This window comes from Pseudomonadaceae bacterium SI-3, from assembly GCA_004010935.1.
Taxonomy (GTDB): Bacteria; Pseudomonadota; Gammaproteobacteria; order Pseudomonadales; family Pseudomonadaceae; genus Stutzerimonas.
Window position 1 is genome coordinate 4,023,535 of record CP026511.1, and the last position, 17,103, is coordinate 4,040,637.

The 17,103-nt window shown below is 62.1% G+C and carries 18 protein-coding genes; 11 read left to right on the forward strand and 7 right to left on the reverse strand.

What is annotated here, in order from left to right:
* Nucleotides 1-153: 153 nt before the first annotated feature.
* A complete protein-coding gene (gene urtE, locus C1896_18850) occupies nucleotides 154-852 on the forward strand; it encodes an urea ABC transporter ATP-binding subunit UrtE (GenBank protein AZZ46790.1) in 699 nt (232 codons plus the stop codon).
* Between the two features lie 286 nt (nucleotides 853-1,138).
* Nucleotides 1,139-1,900, forward strand: coding sequence for an NAD(P)-dependent oxidoreductase (locus C1896_18855; protein ID AZZ46791.1), 762 nt, complete (start codon nucleotides 1,139-1,141; stop codon nucleotides 1,898-1,900).
* A gap of 297 nt (nucleotides 1,901-2,197) precedes the next feature.
* On the opposite strand, the gene C1896_18860 is transcribed toward C1896_18855, so the two are convergent.
* From C1896_18860 to C1896_18880, 5 genes are read right to left on the reverse strand one after another with little or no spacing between them, the layout of a single operon-like run.
* A complete protein-coding gene (locus tag C1896_18860; GenBank protein ID AZZ46792.1) occupies nucleotides 2,198-3,337 on the reverse strand; it encodes an ethanolamine utilization protein EutJ in 1,140 nt (379 codons plus the stop codon).
* A 24-nt stretch (nucleotides 3,338-3,361) separates the two neighbouring features.
* Entirely contained in the window at nucleotides 3,362-4,069 is a 708-nt protein-coding gene (livF, locus tag C1896_18865) for an ABC transporter ATP-binding protein (GenBank protein ID AZZ46793.1), read from the reverse strand.
* Nucleotides 4,056-4,823 carry an ABC transporter ATP-binding protein gene (livG, locus tag C1896_18870; protein ID AZZ46794.1) on the reverse strand — a complete coding sequence of 256 codons (768 nt, stop codon included), beginning with the start codon at nucleotides 4,821-4,823 and terminating at the stop codon, nucleotides 4,056-4,058. The genes livF and livG overlap by 14 nt, the downstream gene beginning before the upstream one ends.
* Complete coding sequence (locus C1896_18875; protein AZZ46795.1) at nucleotides 4,816-5,844, reverse strand: branched-chain amino acid ABC transporter permease; 1,029 nt, start codon at nucleotides 5,842-5,844, stop codon at nucleotides 4,816-4,818. The genes livG and C1896_18875 overlap by 8 nt, the downstream gene beginning before the upstream one ends.
* A complete protein-coding gene (locus C1896_18880) occupies nucleotides 5,844-6,707 on the reverse strand; it encodes a branched-chain amino acid ABC transporter permease (GenBank protein AZZ46796.1) in 864 nt (287 codons plus the stop codon). Before C1896_18880 ends, C1896_18875 begins: the two co-directional genes overlap by 1 nt.
* A gap of 486 nt (nucleotides 6,708-7,193) precedes the next feature.
* Between C1896_18880 and C1896_18885 the strand changes: the two genes are divergently transcribed.
* The 8 genes from C1896_18885 (at nucleotide 7,194) to C1896_18920 (ending at nucleotide 15,280) form a co-directional block, all read left to right on the forward strand.
* Entirely contained in the window at nucleotides 7,194-8,027 is an 834-nt protein-coding gene (locus tag C1896_18885; protein AZZ47738.1) for an urease accessory protein, read from the forward strand.
* 141 nt (nucleotides 8,028-8,168) lie between these two features.
* The gene (gene ureA, locus C1896_18890) at nucleotides 8,169-8,471 is read left to right on the forward strand and encodes an urease subunit gamma (protein ID AZZ46797.1); all 303 of its coding nucleotides are present in this window, start codon (nucleotides 8,169-8,171) and stop codon (nucleotides 8,469-8,471) included.
* 72 nt (nucleotides 8,472-8,543) lie between these two features.
* The gene (locus C1896_18895) at nucleotides 8,544-9,056 is read left to right on the forward strand and encodes an N-acetyltransferase (protein ID AZZ46798.1); all 513 of its coding nucleotides are present in this window, start codon (nucleotides 8,544-8,546) and stop codon (nucleotides 9,054-9,056) included.
* Nucleotides 9,053-9,625 carry a GNAT family N-acetyltransferase gene (locus C1896_18900; protein AZZ46799.1) on the forward strand — a complete coding sequence of 191 codons (573 nt, stop codon included), beginning with the start codon at nucleotides 9,053-9,055 and terminating at the stop codon, nucleotides 9,623-9,625. Before C1896_18895 ends, C1896_18900 begins: the two co-directional genes overlap by 4 nt.
* On the forward strand, nucleotides 9,622-9,927 hold the full coding sequence (locus tag C1896_18905) for an urease subunit beta (protein AZZ46800.1): 306 nt from the start codon (nucleotides 9,622-9,624) through the stop codon (nucleotides 9,925-9,927). Before C1896_18900 ends, C1896_18905 begins: the two co-directional genes overlap by 4 nt.
* 121 nt (nucleotides 9,928-10,048) lie before the next feature.
* Nucleotides 10,049-11,749 (forward strand): urease subunit alpha, encoded by a 1,701-nt coding sequence (gene ureC, locus C1896_18910; GenBank protein AZZ46801.1) that lies wholly within the window; start codon nucleotides 10,049-10,051, stop codon nucleotides 11,747-11,749.
* Between the two features lie 752 nt (nucleotides 11,750-12,501).
* The gene (locus C1896_18915) at nucleotides 12,502-13,974 is read left to right on the forward strand and encodes an allantoin permease (GenBank protein ID AZZ46802.1); all 1,473 of its coding nucleotides are present in this window, start codon (nucleotides 12,502-12,504) and stop codon (nucleotides 13,972-13,974) included.
* A 118-nt stretch (nucleotides 13,975-14,092) separates the two neighbouring features.
* Nucleotides 14,093-15,280 carry a histidine kinase gene (locus C1896_18920; GenBank protein ID AZZ46803.1) on the forward strand — a complete coding sequence of 396 codons (1,188 nt, stop codon included), beginning with the start codon at nucleotides 14,093-14,095 and terminating at the stop codon, nucleotides 15,278-15,280.
* Here C1896_18920 and C1896_18925 read toward each other — a convergent pair.
* Entirely contained in the window at nucleotides 15,277-15,723 is a 447-nt protein-coding gene (locus C1896_18925) for a hemerythrin (protein AZZ46804.1), read from the reverse strand. The two genes, C1896_18920 and C1896_18925, sit on opposite strands and share 4 nt — an antisense overlap.
* Nucleotides 15,724-15,820: 97 nt before the next feature.
* Complete coding sequence (locus C1896_18930) at nucleotides 15,821-16,087, reverse strand: DksA/TraR family C4-type zinc finger protein (protein AZZ46805.1); 267 nt, start codon at nucleotides 16,085-16,087, stop codon at nucleotides 15,821-15,823.
* Between the two features lie 286 nt (nucleotides 16,088-16,373).
* Here C1896_18930 and C1896_18935 point away from each other — a divergent pair, with 286 nt between their 5' ends.
* A complete protein-coding gene (locus C1896_18935) occupies nucleotides 16,374-17,093 on the forward strand; it encodes a hypothetical protein (protein ID AZZ46806.1) in 720 nt (239 codons plus the stop codon).
* Nucleotides 17,094-17,103: the final 10 nt, after the last annotated feature.

Below are 17,103 nucleotides of genomic sequence, written 5' to 3' on the forward strand. Positions count from 1 at the left end.
TACGCGGTCTGCCTCCACCCATGGCAGCTTGCGGTGGATGGATAAAGCGTCATCCACCCTACGCCCACCGAACGTTCACGCCCGCATCAACGCAAACCTAATCGTAGGGTGGATAACGCCAGAGGCTTATCCACAAAAGTGAAGGAGTCGCACATGCTGCAAGTCCAACAACTGCATCAGTACTACGGCGGCAGCCATATCCTCCGCGGCCTGTCGTTCGATGCAAAAATTGGCGAAGTCACCTGCCTTCTCGGCCGCAACGGCGTCGGCAAGACCACGCTGCTCAAATGCCTGATGGGCCTGATCCCGGCCAAGGAAGGCGCGGTGAACTGGGAGGGCAAGCCGATCACCAGCTTCAAGCCGCACCAGCGCGTGCATGCCGGGATTGCTTACGTGCCGCAGGGCCGGGAAATTTTCGGGCGCCTGACGGTAGAGGAAAATCTGCTGATGGGGCTTTCCCGTTTCAGCGCGAAGGAGGCCAAGGAAGTCCCCGAGTTCATCTACGAGCTGTTCCCTGTCCTGAAAGAGATGAAGCACCGCCGCGGCGGTGATCTCTCTGGTGGTCAGCAGCAACAACTGGCCATCGGCCGCGCACTGGCAAGCAAGCCACGCCTGCTGATCCTCGACGAGCCCACCGAAGGCATCCAGCCCTCGGTGATCAAGGAGATCGGTGTGGTGATCAAGAAACTCGCCGCCCGCGGTGACATGGCGATTCTGCTGGTGGAACAGTTCTACGACTTCGCCGCCGAGCTGGCCGACCAGTATCTGGTGATGAGCCGCGGCGAAATCATCCAGCAGGGCCGTGGCGAGACGATGGAAGCCGAGGGTGTACGCGGCCTGGTCGCAATCTGAAAGCTCGCCCTGGTGGCGAGCCTTTTGACCCGTCCATGGCTGATGGGCGCCGCGTTCGGTCTGGCGTCGCACTCCTTGCAAACAATTCGCCCTGCCAATCAAGCGGCTAGCACTACGTCCGGATGCCGCCAGGTCGGACTCGTTGCCCCTTTAGCCTAGCCACTCCGTTAACCGCCTGACTCGCCCGTGGTGGGCAACTGGCTGCTGCTCTTGGCGGTCTGACGCAGTAAGCTCCCTGGGTCGGCCGCGTGCGGCCTGCCTACCCGAACAGACAAGAGGTCCCTGCATGAACAACGTGGTTTTCATCACGGGTGCGACATCCGGCTTTGGCCGAGCCACTGCCCGCCGCTTTGCCGAGGCCGGCTGGTCGCTGGCCCTGACCGGACGCCGCCATGAGCGGCTCGAAGCGCTGAAGGAAGAGCTGTCGGCCAAGGTCCCGGTGCACATCGCCACGCTCGACGTACGCGACGCCGAGGCAGTGAAGCAGGTGATTACCGAGCTGCCCGAAGGCTTTCGCCAGGTCAAATCGCTGGTCAACAATGCGGGCCTGGCGCTCGCCCCGGAGCCCGCGCAGAAAGTTGATCTGAACGATTGGCACACCATGATCGACACCAACGTGACCGGCCTGGTCAACGTTACTCATGCGCTACTGCCGCGTCTGATCGAGACGGGCAAGGGCGCGAGCATCATCAGCATCGGCTCGGTCGCCGGCCACTGGCCCTACCCAGGCGGCCACGTTTACGGAGCTACCAAGGCGTTCGTTGAGCAGTTCAGCTACAACCTGCGCTGCGACCTGCTGGGCACCGGCGTACGGGTCACCGACATCGCTCCCGGCATGGCCGAGACCGAGTTCACGCTGGTCCGCACCAAAGGTAACCAGGAAGCGTCCGACAAGCTCTACCGCGGCACCACGCCGTTGACCGCCGAAGACATTGCCGAGCAGATCTTCTACGTGGCCACCTTGCCCGACCACATCAACATCAACCGACTCGAAGTCATGCCCACCCGACAGGCCTGGTCGCCGTTCAATATTGATCGGGACAAGTAAAGACGGCGCAGAGGGATGCCTGAGTTTCGCCTCTAGGCTACGTGCCTCATAACGGCGAACGTATGCGTCCTACCCTTCGGTGATGCTTCCGTTACCGACGACGGTATGGGGCACCTCGACGATAGAAAAGCTGTGCCGGGCGGTGCTTGCAGCTGAGCCAGCTTCGCTTGAAAGCGAGAGAGATGTCAGGGGGGACCGGAGCAAGACGGTCTCCCTGCAGGGCATGAAGAGGATCGAGAGCGACTGCAGAAGCCGGTCACCGAAACGGCCCAGGAGGACCGTCCGGCCATGGAGGGATTACTCGATTTCCTTGCGCACGATCTTGCCGTCTTCCACCACCGCCATGGTGGTCGGGGTGATGAAGCCGCCCTTGTCGGTGATGCCCTGTATCGAATAGAGGTTGTACTTGGGGTCGAGCGCGCTGATCGCCTCGGCCATCTTCGCCCGCACCTGTTGCGGATCGGTACTGCCGGCTAGCTCCATAGCCTTGGCCAACGTATGAAAGGCCAAGTAGTTGTAGGCCGCTTCGGAGCCCGGCACCTTGCCGTGGGCCTGCTTGTAACGCTCGACAAACGCCTTGGCCGCCTCGCCCTCGTATTCGGACAGCGGCACTACGCCGATAGCGCCTTCCAGCAGATCCAGACCGCCCGTGACCGCGGCGATTTCATCCAGCTTGGCCTGATCCATGACGATGAAACCGCCCTGGAAGCCAAGCTGCCGCGCCTGCTGCATGACCAGCCCGGTGGGTTCCGAGGCGCCGCCGACGAACATCACGTCCGGGTTCGAGGCGATCACGCGACTGACGCCGGTATAGAAGTCGGTCGACTTGTTGTAGTCCATGGGATTGCTTTCGGCGATCTCGCCGCCCTTCTCTTCCCAGGCCTTGGTCATCATGTCAGTCCAGATCTTGGCGTACTCGTGGGTCGCGCCGGCGATGCCGAGCTTTTTGCCATGATGCTTGAGCGCATAGTCGGAAAAGGCATCGACGTAGCCGGTGAACTCCGGCGGAATGCGTACGGTGAGCGGATTGCCCTGCTCAGTCACCGAGGGCACGCTGGTGTACGCCATGATCAAGAAGTCGTCGCCGACGTTGAAGTCCTGCAGCGCGAACACGCCGCCTGTGTGCGGGACGAACACGGCGGCGGCGTTGGACTCTTTCACCAGGCGCTTGGCGTTGGTGGCGGCCTGGCTCGGTGAGTACTTGTCGTCCAGGCTGATGAGATTGACCTTGTAGGTCTCGTCGCCGATTTTCAGGCCGCCGGCCTTGTTGGCGTCATCGACCGCCATGCGCAGGCCGGACAGAGTGTTCTCGCCATAGAGCGCGGCGCCGCCGCTGAGCGGGCCGGTGAAACCGATATTGAGCGTTTGCTCGGCGGACACCTGTGAAGCAGTAAGAGCGGCGGCGATTGCCAGTCCAAGCGCTTTGAGCGTTTTCATTGTTATCTCCTGGGTCATGACTGTTCAGGCGCCGATATAGGCTTTGCGCACGGCTTCGTTACCCAGCATGGCCTGCTGGTCACCTTCCATCACCAGGCTGCCGCCCTCGATGACATAGGCGCGGTGCGCGATTTTCAATGCCGCAAAGGCGTTCTGTTCGGCCAGAAGCACGCTGGTGCCGGATTTGTTGATGCGTGAGATCACGTCGAACATTTGGTTAACCACCAGCGGCGCCAGCCCGAGCGAGGGTTCATCAAGCATCAGCAGCCGCGGGCGGCTCATCAGCGCTCGGCCGATCGCCACCATCTGCTGCTGGCCACCACTCAGTGAGCCGGCCGGCTGGTTGCGCTTGTCGTGCAGGATGGGGAACAGATCGAGCACTTCCTGCAGGTTGCGCTTGTTGCCGTCACCGTCGCGGCGATGCAGATAGGCGCCGAGCGCGAGGTTCTGCGCAACCGACATCTGCGGGAACAGCTTGCGGCCCTCCGGGCAGTGCACCACGCCGGCGGCAACCAGGCCGGACGGCTTGAGCCCGTCGATGCGCTTACCCTCCAGCGTGATGGTGCCGGCAGTGGGCTTGAGCAGCCCGCTGATGGTGTTGAACAAGGTGGTCTTGCCGGCCCCGTTGGCCCCCAGCAGCACCACCAGTTCGCCGGCGCCAACCGTCATCGAGACCTGGTTCAGCGCTTTGAAACTGCCGTAGCAGACATCGACCCGATCAAGCTGCAGCATCGTAGTCACTCCCCAGGTAGGCTTCGATGACAGCCGGGTTTGCCTTGATCTCGGCGGGCGTGCCCTCGGCGATCTTCTCGCCGTAGTTGAGCACCATGATCTTGTCCGCCAGGCCCATGATCATGTCCATCTTGTGCTCGATCAGGCACACGGTGAGACCGTGCTCGGGCATCTTGCGGATCAGCTCGGCAAGGCCTTCGGTTTCCTCGGGATTGACGCCTGCCGCCGGCTCGTCGAGCAGCACCAGCTTCGGCTCGGTGGCCAAGGCCAGGGCAAAGGCGACGCGCTTACGCTCCTCCTGTGAAATATCCAGCACCACTCGATTTTCCAGATGCGCCAAGCCGACGAAATCCAGCGCGGCGCGCGCCTTCTCGCGGCATTCACGCTCCTCCTGTTGCAGGCGCCTGGAGTTGATCAGCACATCCCAAAGGCCCGATCGAGTTCGCAGCCGGTGGCCAACGATCAAGTTGTCCAACACCGTGGCCTGCTCGAACAGGTGCGTAGTCTGGAACGTCCGCCCGACGCCGAGCCGGGCCACGCGGTCGCAGCGCATCCGCGAAACGTCGTGGCCGTCGATCAGGATCCGCCCGGAGCTGGGCTTGTGAACGCCGGAAATCAGGTTGAAAAAGGTGCTCTTGCCGGCGCCGTTCGGGCCGATGATGGCGTTGATCTTGCGCGCTTCGAACTCGACGCTGACGTCGTGTACCGCCGCCAGCCCGCCGAACATCTTGGTCAGATTCTCGACCTTAAGCATTGCTGTTCACCTCGTTGCCTGGGGTGACCTTGGTAGCCGCGCGCGGGTCCTTGGCCCGCGCTGCTGCGGTGTCCTTGCGCAGCTTCCAGCCGAGAAAGGTGCCGATGACGCCGCGCGGCATAAAGATCACCAGCACCACGATCAGCGGGCCGAAGATGATCATCCGGTAGTCCTCGAGGAACTGCAGCGACTGGGTGATCCAAACCACACCGAGGGTACCGGCCAGCGGCCCGAACAGGGTGCCGAAACCGCCCACCAGCAGGTAGGTGATCATGTCGAAGGTATGGTTGGGGTTGGCTTCCTCCGGCCCGATGAAGCGGATCATCGAGGCATAGAGCCCACCGGCGATACCGGCGTAGGTAGTCGAAAGGACAAAGGCCAGCAGCTTGTTGCGCATCAGGTCGATGCCCAGCGACTGGGCCAGCGCGTCGCCGTTGCGAATGGCCATGAAGGTACGCCCCAGCAGCGAGGACGCCAGGCGACCGGCGAACCAGATCGCCAGGATCAGAAACAGCAGCGCGAGGTAGTAGAACGGCACCGTCTGGCTGAAATCCACCAGCCCGAAGCCGTCCGGCGCGGCGATGCCGCGAATGCCGATGGCGCCGTGGGTCAGCTCCTCCCACTTGTCGATCAGCAGATAAATGATGAAGCCGACGCAAAGCGTGAAGATGGCGAAGAAGTGCTCCTTCAAGCGCAGCGAGACGATGCCGACCAGCGCACCGACGGCGGCCGAAACCAGCGCGGCCGCCACGAAGGCGGGCCAGAAATTCCAGCCATGGTCAGCCGTGAGAATCGCCAGGGTGTAGGCGCCGATGGCGAAGAAGCCGCCGTGTGCCAGGTTCAGCTGACCGCAGTAGCCGGTGATGATATTCAGACCGTAGACCGCAATCGCCCAGATAAAGGCGCTGGCCATCACGTAGACCTGATACTCGCTCTTGGCGAACAGCGGGAAGGCCAGGGCCAATGCCAGCAGCACCAGCTTGGCGCCGCGGCCGGTCAGTAAGGACGCGAAACGATGCATCAGTGAGCCCCCTTGACGAACAGCCCGGTCGGGCGGAAGGACAGGATCACCACTAGCAGCGAGAAGGCGATGATGTCCTTGTAATCCGAGGACAGGTAGAAGCCGCCGAAGCTCTCGGCGAAGCCAAGGATCATGGCGCCGATGATCGCCCCCGGAATGCTGCCCATGCCGCCAAGCACGATGATCACGAAGGCCTTCATGATCACCAGGTGCCCCATCGCCGGGTACACCAAGTTGATCGGTGCGTAGAGCGTCGCGGCGAAAGCGGCGAGCATGCCGGAGATGGCGAAGGTCAGCATCGCCACGCGGTTGGAGTCGATGCCGACAAGGAACGCGCCCTCGCGACTCTGGGCCATGGCGATGATGGTCGAGCCGAGCATCGTCTTGCGCAGGAACAGGTGCAGCGCCAGCATCAGCGTGAACGCGCCGACGATGATCAACAGACGCTGTTCAGGAATGATCAGCCCATCGAAGTTGAGGATGCCGCCATAGGGCGAGGCCATGCGGCGGAAGTCCGAGCCCCAGAGCATCTGCACCACCGCCTCGAGAAACAGCAGGATGCCAATCGCCGCAATCTTGTCGTGGATCGGTGGCGCGTTGCGCAGCGGGTGAAATACCAACCGCTCGGACAGCACCGCCAGCACGGCCACCACCACACCGGACGCCAGCATGGCGATCCAGTAGTGCAGCCCGATGTCGGTCATGAAGTAGTAGGACGCGAAGGCGCCGACCATGTACAGCGCGCCGTGGGCGAAGTTGGGAATGTGCAGGATGCCGTAAACGAGCGTCAGGCCAAGGGCGACCAGACCGTAGATGCTGCCCAGGGTCAAGCCGTTGAGCACTTGCTGGAACAATAGATTCAATGCGGCGTCTCCGTGGATCTTGTTGTTATGTGTGCCACCGAGCGACTGCCGATTCCTCCCGGTCAAGCCGGTCGAACATGCCACCGCCGCCGGGCAAATCGGACTCTTCGCCTGACTGACATTGGCACTCGCTCGCACCCTCGTCAAACGAGCAGCTCGGAAGAGATAAAGGCCCATAAAGCAGCGTGATGCTGGCAACAAGCTATTTCAGTGACTGCCCGATCGCTCAGACCAAGCTTCAACGAATCGCCGCTCGATCAAGCCGAGCACGTCGCAACAAGGCCTCACTGAAGCGCACCAAAGTGGATCAAGCCCCACGCAAAACCTTTCGCACGCACCATTGGAGGGCATCAAAAGCCGGCAACCTCACCATTGTTCGGCTCATTTACTCGCCCACCGGGCTAGTAAGCGCCGCAGCGCACCGCGTTGGCGCGAGAGGCACGACAATTGCTCGGCTGGTTCAACCACTTGCTGATCTCACGGTTCATGACTGCTCTGACTCCGCTATTCACGCCCCACTGGAACGCCGAACTCGAACTGGGCTATGCCCGCTTCGACGGTGGGACACGCCCGGTATTACGCCGTCACAGCGGCCCGTTGAGGGTCCAAAAGCATCTTTATCCCGAGGGTCCGGAGGTTTGTCAGCACATCATCGTGCACCCGCCGGGCGGGATTGCCGGCGGTGATCGGTTGGACATCAGTGCCGCGGTCGGCAGCGGCGCCTGGGCACAGCTGACCAGCCCTGGCGCGGCGAAGTGGTACCGGGCGGGCGGCCCGGCTTTCCAGAATGTGCAGTTGCGCATTGAGGCCGGCGCCACACTGGAGTGGTTGCCGCAGGAGACCATCATCTACTCGGCGGCGCAGGCCGAGCTGAGCACATCGATCGAATTAGAAGGCAATGCGCGGCTGTTCTACTGGGACATCATCGCGCTGGGTCGACCGGCCAGCGGCGAGCGCTTCGACGCGGGTCATTTCCAGGCACAGCTGAACATCAGCCGCGACGGCGAACTGCTTTGGCACGAGCGCCAGCGTGTAACAGGCAACGACGGGCTACTGGACTCGCCGATCGGTCTCGACGGCCACCCCGTATTCGCCACCATGATTGTCAGTGGCGAGATCAGTGCCGAGCTGCTGGAGCGCTGCCGTGCGCTTCCGAACCGGGTGCGGGGCGATCTGACACAGTTGCCTGGCATGCTCGTTGGGCGCTGCCTGGCTGGCGAGGCGCTGCATGCACGGGCCTGGCTGATCGACGTGTGGCGGTTGTTGCGACCTGAACTGCTCGATCGCGAGGCGGTGCCACCGAGGATCTGGAGTACATGAACTGCGGTGGGTAAGGCTCCGCCGTTACCCACCCTACGCCGGCCAGCACCAGATGCATGGCCGCCCGAAATTCGCTGTGTGGTTGCCACCACCAGCCGGTGGATGCGAAAAGCGATATCCACCGCCACGATTGGAGCCGTTATGGATTTGTCGCCGAGAGAAAAAGACAAGATGTTGATTTTCACCGCAGGGCTGGTGGCTGAGCGTCGCCTCGCCCGCGGTGTAAAGCTCAACTACCCGGAAGCCATGGCCTACATATCCGCCGCGCTGCTCGAGGGTGCCCGCGACGGCCAGACGGTCGCCGAGCTGATGCACTACGGCACCACACTGCTGGCTCGTGATCAGGTCATGGAAGGCGTGCCGGAAATGATCCCGGAGATCCAGGTCGAAGCCACCTTCCCGGACGGCACCAAGCTGGTCACCGTGCATCAACCAATCGCTTGAAACACGGGTCAATGTCTACTGCGGCGAAGCCCGCAACGATGATGATCCCGAAACGCTTGGAAGGAATTGAACGTGCAGATACGTGACGCCCTGGACGCCGACCTCGGAGGCATCCTAGAGATCTACAACGACGCGGTACAGAACAGCACGGCAATCTGGAACGACCAGCCGGTCGATCTCGACAACCGCCGCGCGTGGCTGGCCGAGCGCCACGAACAAGGCTATCCCGTGCTGGTCGCGATCGACGAGGACGGACAGGTCGCGGGCTACGCCTCGTTCGGCCCGTGGCGCCCCCACGACGGCTTTCGTCATACCGTCGAAAATTCAGTGTATGTCAGCCCTGACCACCGCGGCAGCGGCATCGGCCGCAGCCTAATGCAGACCCTTATCGAGCGCGCCCGGCAGCTTGGTAAGCACGTAATGGTCGCGGCAATCGAAAGCGAGAACCGCGCATCGGTCCATATGCACCAACAACTCGGATTCACTCATGCAGCCCAGATGCGCCAGGTCGGCTGCAAATTCGATCGCTGGCTGGATCTGACTTTGATGCAGCTGGTACTGACACCGGAGAGGAAGCTGCCATGACTGCTCCGCTCGACCAGGTCGTCGGTCAACGAAACGATGTGATCAACATCGTCTCGGTGGATGCCTGTGCGTTCGCCTCGTACCGCGACGGCCTGGTCGAGTTGCTGCTTGATGCGGTCAGACAGGGCGCTTCTGTCGGTTTCCTTGATGATCTGGAGGCAGGACAGGCGCACGCCTACTTTGATGGGGTCGAGCAGGCGCTCCGCACCCGTCAGTCTCTCCTGTGGGTGGCAACCGAGGGCCAAAGCATCATCGGAAGCGTCCAGCTTGCACTTTGTCTCAAACCCAACGGACTCAATCGCGCCGAGGTCAACAAACTACTGGTCCATCAGGCTGCTCGCCGGCGCGGCATCGGCGCGCGTTTGATGCACGCGCTTGAGCATCAAGCGGTACGCACGCAACGCGGTTTGCTGTACCTCGATACAGAGGTGGGCAGTCCCGCTGAAGCCTTTTACCAACGGCTCGGGTATCAACGTGCCGGAGAAATCCCCGACTACGCCGCACGGCCTGACGGCACCTATCACCCCACCGTTCTCTACTACAAACGTCTCTCCATGAGGTCTTCATGATTCCCGGCGAATACCAGATCCAGGACGGCGACATCGAGCTCAACGCCGGCCGCCGCACCCTGACCCTCTGTGTGGCCAACAGCGGCGACCGTCCGATCCAGGTCGGCTCGCACTACCACTTCTTCGAAACCAACGATGCGCTCGCCTTCGACCGCGCCGCAGCTCGTGGCATGCGGCTGAACATTCCGGCCGGCACCGCCGTGCGTTTCGAGCCAGGTCAGAGCCGCGACGTGGAGCTGGTCGATTTGGCCGGGGACCGCCGGGTGTTCGGCTTTGCCGGACGGGTGATGGGCGCCCTCTGACGTAGCGTTATTTCGTTGGGTGGATGGCCACCCCCGTGGAAAACGCCGAAGGCTTTTCCACCACCCAGATTGCTGGTGGACACGCTTCGCGTTGCCCACCCTACGGACAGGATGAGATTCAATGAAGATTTCCCGCCAAGCCTACGCCGACATGTTCGGCCCCACCGTCGGCGACAAGGTGCGCCTAGCCGACACCGAGTTGTGGATCGAGGTCGAGAAAGACTTCACCACCTATGGCGAGGAAGTGAAATTCGGCGGCGGCAAGGTGATCCGTGACGGAATGGGCCAGGGTCAGCTGTGCGCCGCCGACGTGGTCGACACCCTGATTACCAACGCGCTGATCCTCGATCACTGGGGCATCGTCAAGGCGGACGTTGGGCTTAAAGACGGCCGCATCGCCGCCATCGGCAAGGCCGGCAACCCGGACATCCAGCCGGACGTGACCATCGCCATCGGCGCCGCGACCGAAGTCATCGCCGGTGAAGGGATGATCCTCACCGCCGGCGGCATCGACTCGCACATCCACTTCATCTGCCCGCAGCAGATCGAAGAAGCCTTGATGAGCGGCGTCACCACCATGATTGGCGGGGGCACCGGGCCGGCCACCGGTACCAACGCCACCACCGTGACACCCGGCCCCTGGCACATGGCGATGATGCTCAAGGCCGCCGATGCCTTCCCGATGAACATCGGCTTCACCGGCAAGGGCAACGCCTCGCTGCCCGAACCCTTGATCGAGCAGGTCAAGGCCGGCGCCATCGGCCTCAAGCTCCACGAAGACTGGGGCACCACCCCGGCGGCCATCGACAACTGCCTGAACGTAGCGGACCAGTACGACGTGCAGGTGGCGATCCACACCGACACCCTGAACGAGTCCGGCTTCGTCGAGACCACTCTGGGCGCATTCAAGGGCCGCACCATCCACACCTACCACACCGAGGGTGCCGGCGGCGGCCATGCGCCGGACATCATCAAGGCCTGCGGTTTGCCCAACGTGCTGCCCAGCTCGACCAACCCGACCCGGCCGTTCACCCGAAACACCATCGACGAGCATCTGGACATGCTCATGGTCTGCCACCACCTCGACCCAAGCATCGCCGAGGACGTGGCCTTTGCCGAGAGCCGCATCCGTCGCGAAACCATCGCCGCCGAAGACATCCTCCACGACCTCGGTGCCTTCTCGATGATCAGCTCCGACAGCCAGGCCATGGGCCGCGTCGGCGAGGTGATCACCCGCACCTGGCAAACCGCCGACAAGATGAAAAAGCAGCGCGGCGCCCTGCCGGGTGACGGCGCGGGCAACGACAATTTCCGCGCCAAGCGCTACATCGCCAAGTACACCATCAACCCGGCGATCACCCATGGCGTCAGCCACGAGGTGGGCTCGATCGAGGTGGGCAAGTGGGCCGATCTGGTGCTCTGGCGCCCGGCGTTCTTTGGCGTGAAGCCGACGCTGATTCTCAAGGGCGGCGCCATCGCCGCGAGCTTGATGGGTGACGCCAACGCCTCCATCCCGACACCGCAACCGGTGCACTACCGGCCGATGTTCGCCAGCTACGGCGGCTCGCTGCATGCGTCGAGCTTTACCTTCATCAGCCAGGCGGCATTCGAAGCCGGTGTGCCGGAGCAGTTGGGCCTGAAGAAGAAGATCGGCGTGGTGAAAGGCTGCCGCCAGGTGCAAAAGAAGGACCTGATCCACAACGACTACACGCCGGACATCCAGGTCGACCCGCAGAACTACCAGGTGCGCGCGGACGGGCAATTGCTCTGGTGCGAGCCGGCGGACGTACTGCCAATGGCGCAGCGGTACTTCCTGTTCTGATCGCTTTGAATATCTGCATCGCGCAACGGTGGGCTAAAGCCCATCCTACTTTCTCTATTTCTTCCGATGGCTACGAGTTGGCGGGGCGGCACTTTCGTAGCTCCATTCATCGGTAGGGTGGGCTTCAGCCCACCAAGGTCCCGCACGGCCCTGCCACATTCATACCCTGATCGCGCAACGGTGGGCTAAAGCCCACCCTACATTCTCTGATGGCTACGGGCTGGCGGGACGGCGCGCCCGAGGCTTACGCCTTTCCGTAGGGAGCCCGGGCGGCGTTACGCTTCAGCCCGCTAAGGGCCTCGCTCGGCTCAGCCACATTAGCCCACCAAGGGCGTTGTTCGGCTTAGCCACACTCATACCCTGATCGCGCAACGGTGGGCTAAAGCCCACCCTACATTCCGCTGATGGTAACGGGCCGGCGGGACGGGGCTCCCGCGGCTCGCGCCGTAGGCATCAAGCCTGTTGCACGGCCGGACATTCGTCCCGAATCGAAGCCCCTGCCTGGGGCGTTGGCCACGATAGCGCTTCTCCCTGGTGCACAAAATAAGATGCCTAGAGTTGGCATGAAATGGATTTCCCTACACCGTGATTTGTATACAAACAAATCTAACGCCCTTCAGAGCAGCGTCTAGTCTAGGTAGCTGTAGGCCGCTCATGCTCCAGGGATGTGCCTCGATGTCGCGGGCTGTGCCATACGCGGAACAAGAACTGCATACAAAAAGCGAACAATAATCTGCACAGAGCGCCCACCTATGAATCACGACGATTTCCACATCAAGCAAATAGACCCCACTCTGTACAACGAGGACCTCGCGCCGCTCGCCCCCGCCAAACGCAAGTGGGGGTGGTTCGAGATCTTCAACGTCTGGTCGAACGATATCCAGAGTCTGTTCGGCTACACCCTCGCCGCGACGCTGTTCATCAGTTACGGCCTGAACGGTTGGGCCGTGCTTGCCGGGATCGTGCTGGCGGGTTTCATCGTCATGGGGCTGGTGCAGCTGACCGGCAAACCCAGCGTCAAATACGGCATCCCCTTCCCGGTCATGGCGCGCGCCAGCATGGGCGTACGCGGCGCTAACTTTCCGGCTGTGGTGCGCGGCATCGTGGCGATCTTCTGGTACGGGGTGCAGACCTATTTCGCCTCGACCGCGGTGGCGCTGCTGATCCGCACTCTGGCGGGGCCAGGCTCGGAAGCCACGCTGCTGGGACTGACCGCCATCGACTGGATCGCCTATGTGATCGTCTGCGTCTTCCAGGTTGCGCTGTTCATCAGAGGCGTGGACTGGGTGACGCGCTTTCTGAACTGGGCTGGGCCGCTGGTCTATCTGGTGATGATCGCGATGATGATCGCCATCTGCTACAAGGCGGGCCCCAGCCTTGCTGGCGCGCTGGGTACGATCTTCAGCGGCACTGGCAGCTACGCCGGCGGCCCCATTGCCGCCTTCGCCGCGGTGGTCGGCACCATGGTGGCCTACTTCGCAGCCGTGGTGATCAATTACGGCGACTTTGCCCGCTTCGTGAAGAGCGAGCGCCAGATGCGCATCGGCAATTTTCTCGGCCTGCCGGTGAGCCTGGCGATCTTTTCGCTGATTGCGCTGGTGATCACCGCCGGTACCGTTGTGGTGTTCGGCGAGACGCTGACCAACCCGACCGACATCGTTGCGCGCATCGACAACGTCGGCCTCACGCTGATCGCTGCGATTACCTTCTTCGCCGCCACAGTGGGCATCAACCTGGTCGCCAACTTCATCCCGCCAGCCTACGACATCGCCAATCTGGCGCCAGCACACATCAGCGCCCGCACCGGCGGTTTCATCACCGCCGCTATCGCGTTTTTCATCGGTGCGTTGTGGGTATCGTTCATCAGTGCGGTGGGCATCGCCGCCTTCGTCGATACGCTGGGCGCCGTGCTGGCACCGCTATACGGCATCATCGTCGCCGACTATTACCTGGTTCGTCGGCAGCGGCTGGACGTACAACAACTGTTCTGCGCGGAACCCGGATCGACCTACTACTTCAACGCCGGCTGGAACCGTAAAGCGGTCATCGCGTTTGGCGTGAGCTCGATCTTTTCCGTTGCGTCGGTCTGGACGCCGGGGCTGGAAAGCCTGTCGGGCTTCGCCTGGTTGTTGGGCGCCTTGTTTGGCGCCGTGGTGCATTACCTGCTGATGCGCAAACAAATCGTTCCGGCCGTTGCTAACCCTCCCCTGACGACCCAAGCGTAATGCCCTGAACGGGTCGGGTCGGGGCGGGGCGGGTCGGCAGATAGTCGGCTCGATTCCGCTCTTCGAAACGGTGCGTGATAAAGTGCACGGCCATCATCACGCGCCGCCATGACATTGCATGAACCGATCGATAACCGACGACATTTCGGCGATCAGCCGTATCAACGCCGTGCCGGCGATCCTCCAGGTGATCTCCGAGACCACCGGGTTACGGTTCGCCGCCGTTGCGCGAGTTACCGAAGATTCCTGGACAGCGTGCGCCGTGCTCGACCGGACCAACTTCGGTCTGCAGGTCGGCGGCGAGCTGGACGTGACCACTACGCTGTGCCACGAAATCCGCGCATCTCACGAAACCATCATCATCAGCAAGGTGAGTGAGGACGGGCGTTACTGCAACCATCACACGCCCAAGATGTATGGCTTCGAGAGCTACATCTCGACCCCTGTGTTTCGCACCGATGGCAGTTTTTTCGGCACCGTCTGCGCACTCGATCCGCTGCCTGCGAATCTGTCGGAAATGCCGATCCTGCCGATGATGGAATCGTTCGCCAAGCTGCTGGCCATTCAGCTGGAGGCGGAAGAGCAGTTCGAAGCCACCGAGGCAGCCCTGCTCGATGCGCAGCAGACGGCAGAACTGCGGGAGCAATTCATCGCCCTGCTCGGGCATGACCTTCGCAATCCGCTCTCCTCGATTCTGTCCGGCGCGCAGCTGTTGATGAGGCGCACGAAGGACGCCTCGATCACCGGCATTGCCGAGCACATGCTTACTGCGACTCGTCGCGCATCACGCCTGGTTGACGATGTGCTGGACTTCGCCCGCGGCCGGCTGGGCAATGGCATTCCGCTGCAGAACCGCGAATGCAAGGACCTTCACGTCACCCTGACGCATATCGTTTCGGAGATGCAGAGCGCCAATCCGCAACGCGCAATCGAAGCCGACATCGCTCCGCTCGACGGGGTCCGCTGCGATGCGGATCGCGTCGCGCAGTTGCTGTCCAATCTGCTCGCCAATGCGCTGGTGCATGGGTCAACGGATGGCCGGGTACAGGTCCGCGCGGTTATCGAAAAAGGATGGCTGTTGCTGTCGGTGAACAACCAGGGCGAGCCGATTCCACCAGAACGGCTGGATCATCTATTTCAGCCTTACTGGCGCGAGCCCTCGAGCAGCCAGTCCGGCCTCGGTCTGGGGCTCTACATCGCCAATGAAATTGCGCGCTCGCATGGCGGCAGCATGCGCGCAGAGTCAACAGCCGAAGCGGGCACGACCTTCGTTTTCAGCATGCCCACCGAAGCGCGAGCGCTCTAGGCGTGCTCAGCCTTCATGACGTCGTAAGCGCCTAGGTAAGCACCAGCTAGCTGACTCTTTTGCTGATCGCTGAGGATCTTGCCGGCCATCTGGAAGAATTTGTGCTCTTCTTCCTGAAGATGGTGGTGAACCTTGTCCGACAGTTTGCGTGCCTGCACAAGCCAGCTCGGACTGCTGGGATCGGTTTCTTCCAGCGCCTCGACCATCTCATCCATTTCATGGTGTTCGGCGATCGCATGACGGGACAGGTCGACCCCGCTGTCATCACGCATCAGCGGGATATAGAAATGGCGCTCTTCGGCCACTGAATGCACCCAGAGTTCGTGCTTGAGCTCAGCGAAAATCGCTTGCCGCTCGGCGCTGTCACCGCGGGTCTGTACCAACTTTTCAGACAGATCACGCTGGATATCGTGGCTTTGGCGCAACGCTTCGAAAATCATCATGGGTATATTCCTCTTCCGTGAACCTGTGGGGACGCGATGTGTGACAGGCACAGGAGCGCCGAGTGCGCCCTTACCGGCGCGTTTTTTTGTCACGCACTCAGCGCAGCTGGCTGTCCTTGCTGCCGCGGCGGTTGTAACCGCTGAATTTGGCTTCCTGCTTGTCCCGTTCGGTTTGGCATTTGACGCACAGCCTGACACCGGGCACGGCCTGCCGCCGCGCCTCGGGAATCTTAGCGTCGCATTCCTCGCAGTGCGTCAGGCTCTCGCCCTGCCCCAACCGACTGCGCGCTCGCTGCACAGCATCTTCGATGGTGCTGTCGATCTGTTCCTGAACCGCACCCTCATTCGCCCAACCCGTAGCCATCGCGACCTCCCAGCAAGCCAGGTCTAACAGTGTATTAGCTTGGAACATCTGCCCCGGGCACCGTTCAGTAATGCGACTGACGTGACGCGCATTCCGTGTCCCTAACCCAAAAACCACCCGTCGATCCGTTGGCGTCAAATCGACGAACGGACCTCAGCGCCACATTGCATTGTCTATCCTTCCAGCCGATTGAACGGCAAGCCCCACTACAGATGCTCTATCTCGGGACTTGTCTCATCGAGGTCGCCCGCCGGCCTTCTGTAAACACACCCCCAGGGAAGCGGTGATGCACACGAAGATCCTGCCGGCGCTGTTAATTGGCCTGAGCGGATGCGCCAGCCAGCCGGAAGTGCTTGAACGCGAAGTCGGCCAATTCGACCTGCGACTCGGCACGGCCCCCACTCGTAGCATGGCCCAAGGGCTGGTGAACCCGACGGCCGCCAGCACCTTTCGCGGCGGGCTGGACCTCACCCACGAGAGCGGTTGGTACGTTGGCCAATGGGCGCCCAGCATGGGCATCCTCGAGGGCAACCAGCTGGAACTGGACAGCTATATCGGTTACGTCCAGCACCGCTTCGACCAGGCGCCAGGCTACGAACTGGGCGTGATCCGCTACAGCTTCCCGGAACTGGAAGGTGCCGATCGCCACGAATACTACGCAGGCTTCAACCTGGCCGGCAGTCGCCTTGGTGGCGCACTCAGCAGCCGCCCGGGGCGCACCGACAGTACCCTGCTCCTGGAGCTTGGTGGGCTAAGTCCGTTGGAGCTGGACCTGCGCCTGAAATACGCCAGCCACTCGATGGACAGCCCGATGTATCACCCAGGCGGCAGTGTTGAAGTCTTCAATGACTGGTCGCTGAACCTGTCTCGCCCCTGGCTCGGCGTACGCCTGGATCTCTCATACACCGACTCGAGCCTTCGCGGCCGCGAGTGCGGCGTCTACTCGGGCCAGAACACCTATTGCGAGAGCTACTTCATGTTCAAGGCCGAGCGCTCGCTGTTCTAGTCGACGGTCA

Coding starts and splice junctions, on each gene's coding strand:
- C1896_18905 (AZZ46800.1), top strand. CDS start 9,622: ATGATTCCCGGCGAATACCAGATCCAGGACGGCGACATCGAGCTCAAC.
- C1896_18915 (AZZ46802.1), top strand. CDS start 12,502: ATGAATCACGACGATTTCCACATCAAGCAAATAGACCCCACTCTGTAC.
- C1896_18930 (AZZ46805.1), bottom strand. CDS start 16,087: ATGGCTACGGGTTGGGCGAATGAGGGTGCGGTTCAGGAACAGATCGAC.
- ureC (AZZ46801.1), top strand. CDS start 10,049: ATGAAGATTTCCCGCCAAGCCTACGCCGACATGTTCGGCCCCACCGTC.
- C1896_18885 (AZZ47738.1), top strand. CDS start 7,194: ATGACTGCTCTGACTCCGCTATTCACGCCCCACTGGAACGCCGAACTC.
- C1896_18855 (AZZ46791.1), top strand. CDS start 1,139: ATGAACAACGTGGTTTTCATCACGGGTGCGACATCCGGCTTTGGCCGA.
- C1896_18920 (AZZ46803.1), top strand. CDS start 14,093: ATGAACCGATCGATAACCGACGACATTTCGGCGATCAGCCGTATCAAC.
- ureA (AZZ46797.1), top strand. CDS start 8,169: ATGGATTTGTCGCCGAGAGAAAAAGACAAGATGTTGATTTTCACCGCA.
- C1896_18860 (AZZ46792.1), bottom strand. CDS start 3,337: ATGAAAACGCTCAAAGCGCTTGGACTGGCAATCGCCGCCGCTCTTACT.
- livG (AZZ46794.1), bottom strand. CDS start 4,823: ATGCTTAAGGTCGAGAATCTGACCAAGATGTTCGGCGGGCTGGCGGCG.
- C1896_18935 (AZZ46806.1), top strand. CDS start 16,374: ATGCACACGAAGATCCTGCCGGCGCTGTTAATTGGCCTGAGCGGATGC.
- C1896_18900 (AZZ46799.1), top strand. CDS start 9,053: ATGACTGCTCCGCTCGACCAGGTCGTCGGTCAACGAAACGATGTGATC.
- livF (AZZ46793.1), bottom strand. CDS start 4,069: ATGCTGCAGCTTGATCGGGTCGATGTCTGCTACGGCAGTTTCAAAGCG.
- urtE (AZZ46790.1), top strand. CDS start 154: ATGCTGCAAGTCCAACAACTGCATCAGTACTACGGCGGCAGCCATATC.
- C1896_18925 (AZZ46804.1), bottom strand. CDS start 15,723: ATGATGATTTTCGAAGCGTTGCGCCAAAGCCACGATATCCAGCGTGAT.
- C1896_18875 (AZZ46795.1), bottom strand. CDS start 5,844: ATGCATCGTTTCGCGTCCTTACTGACCGGCCGCGGCGCCAAGCTGGTG.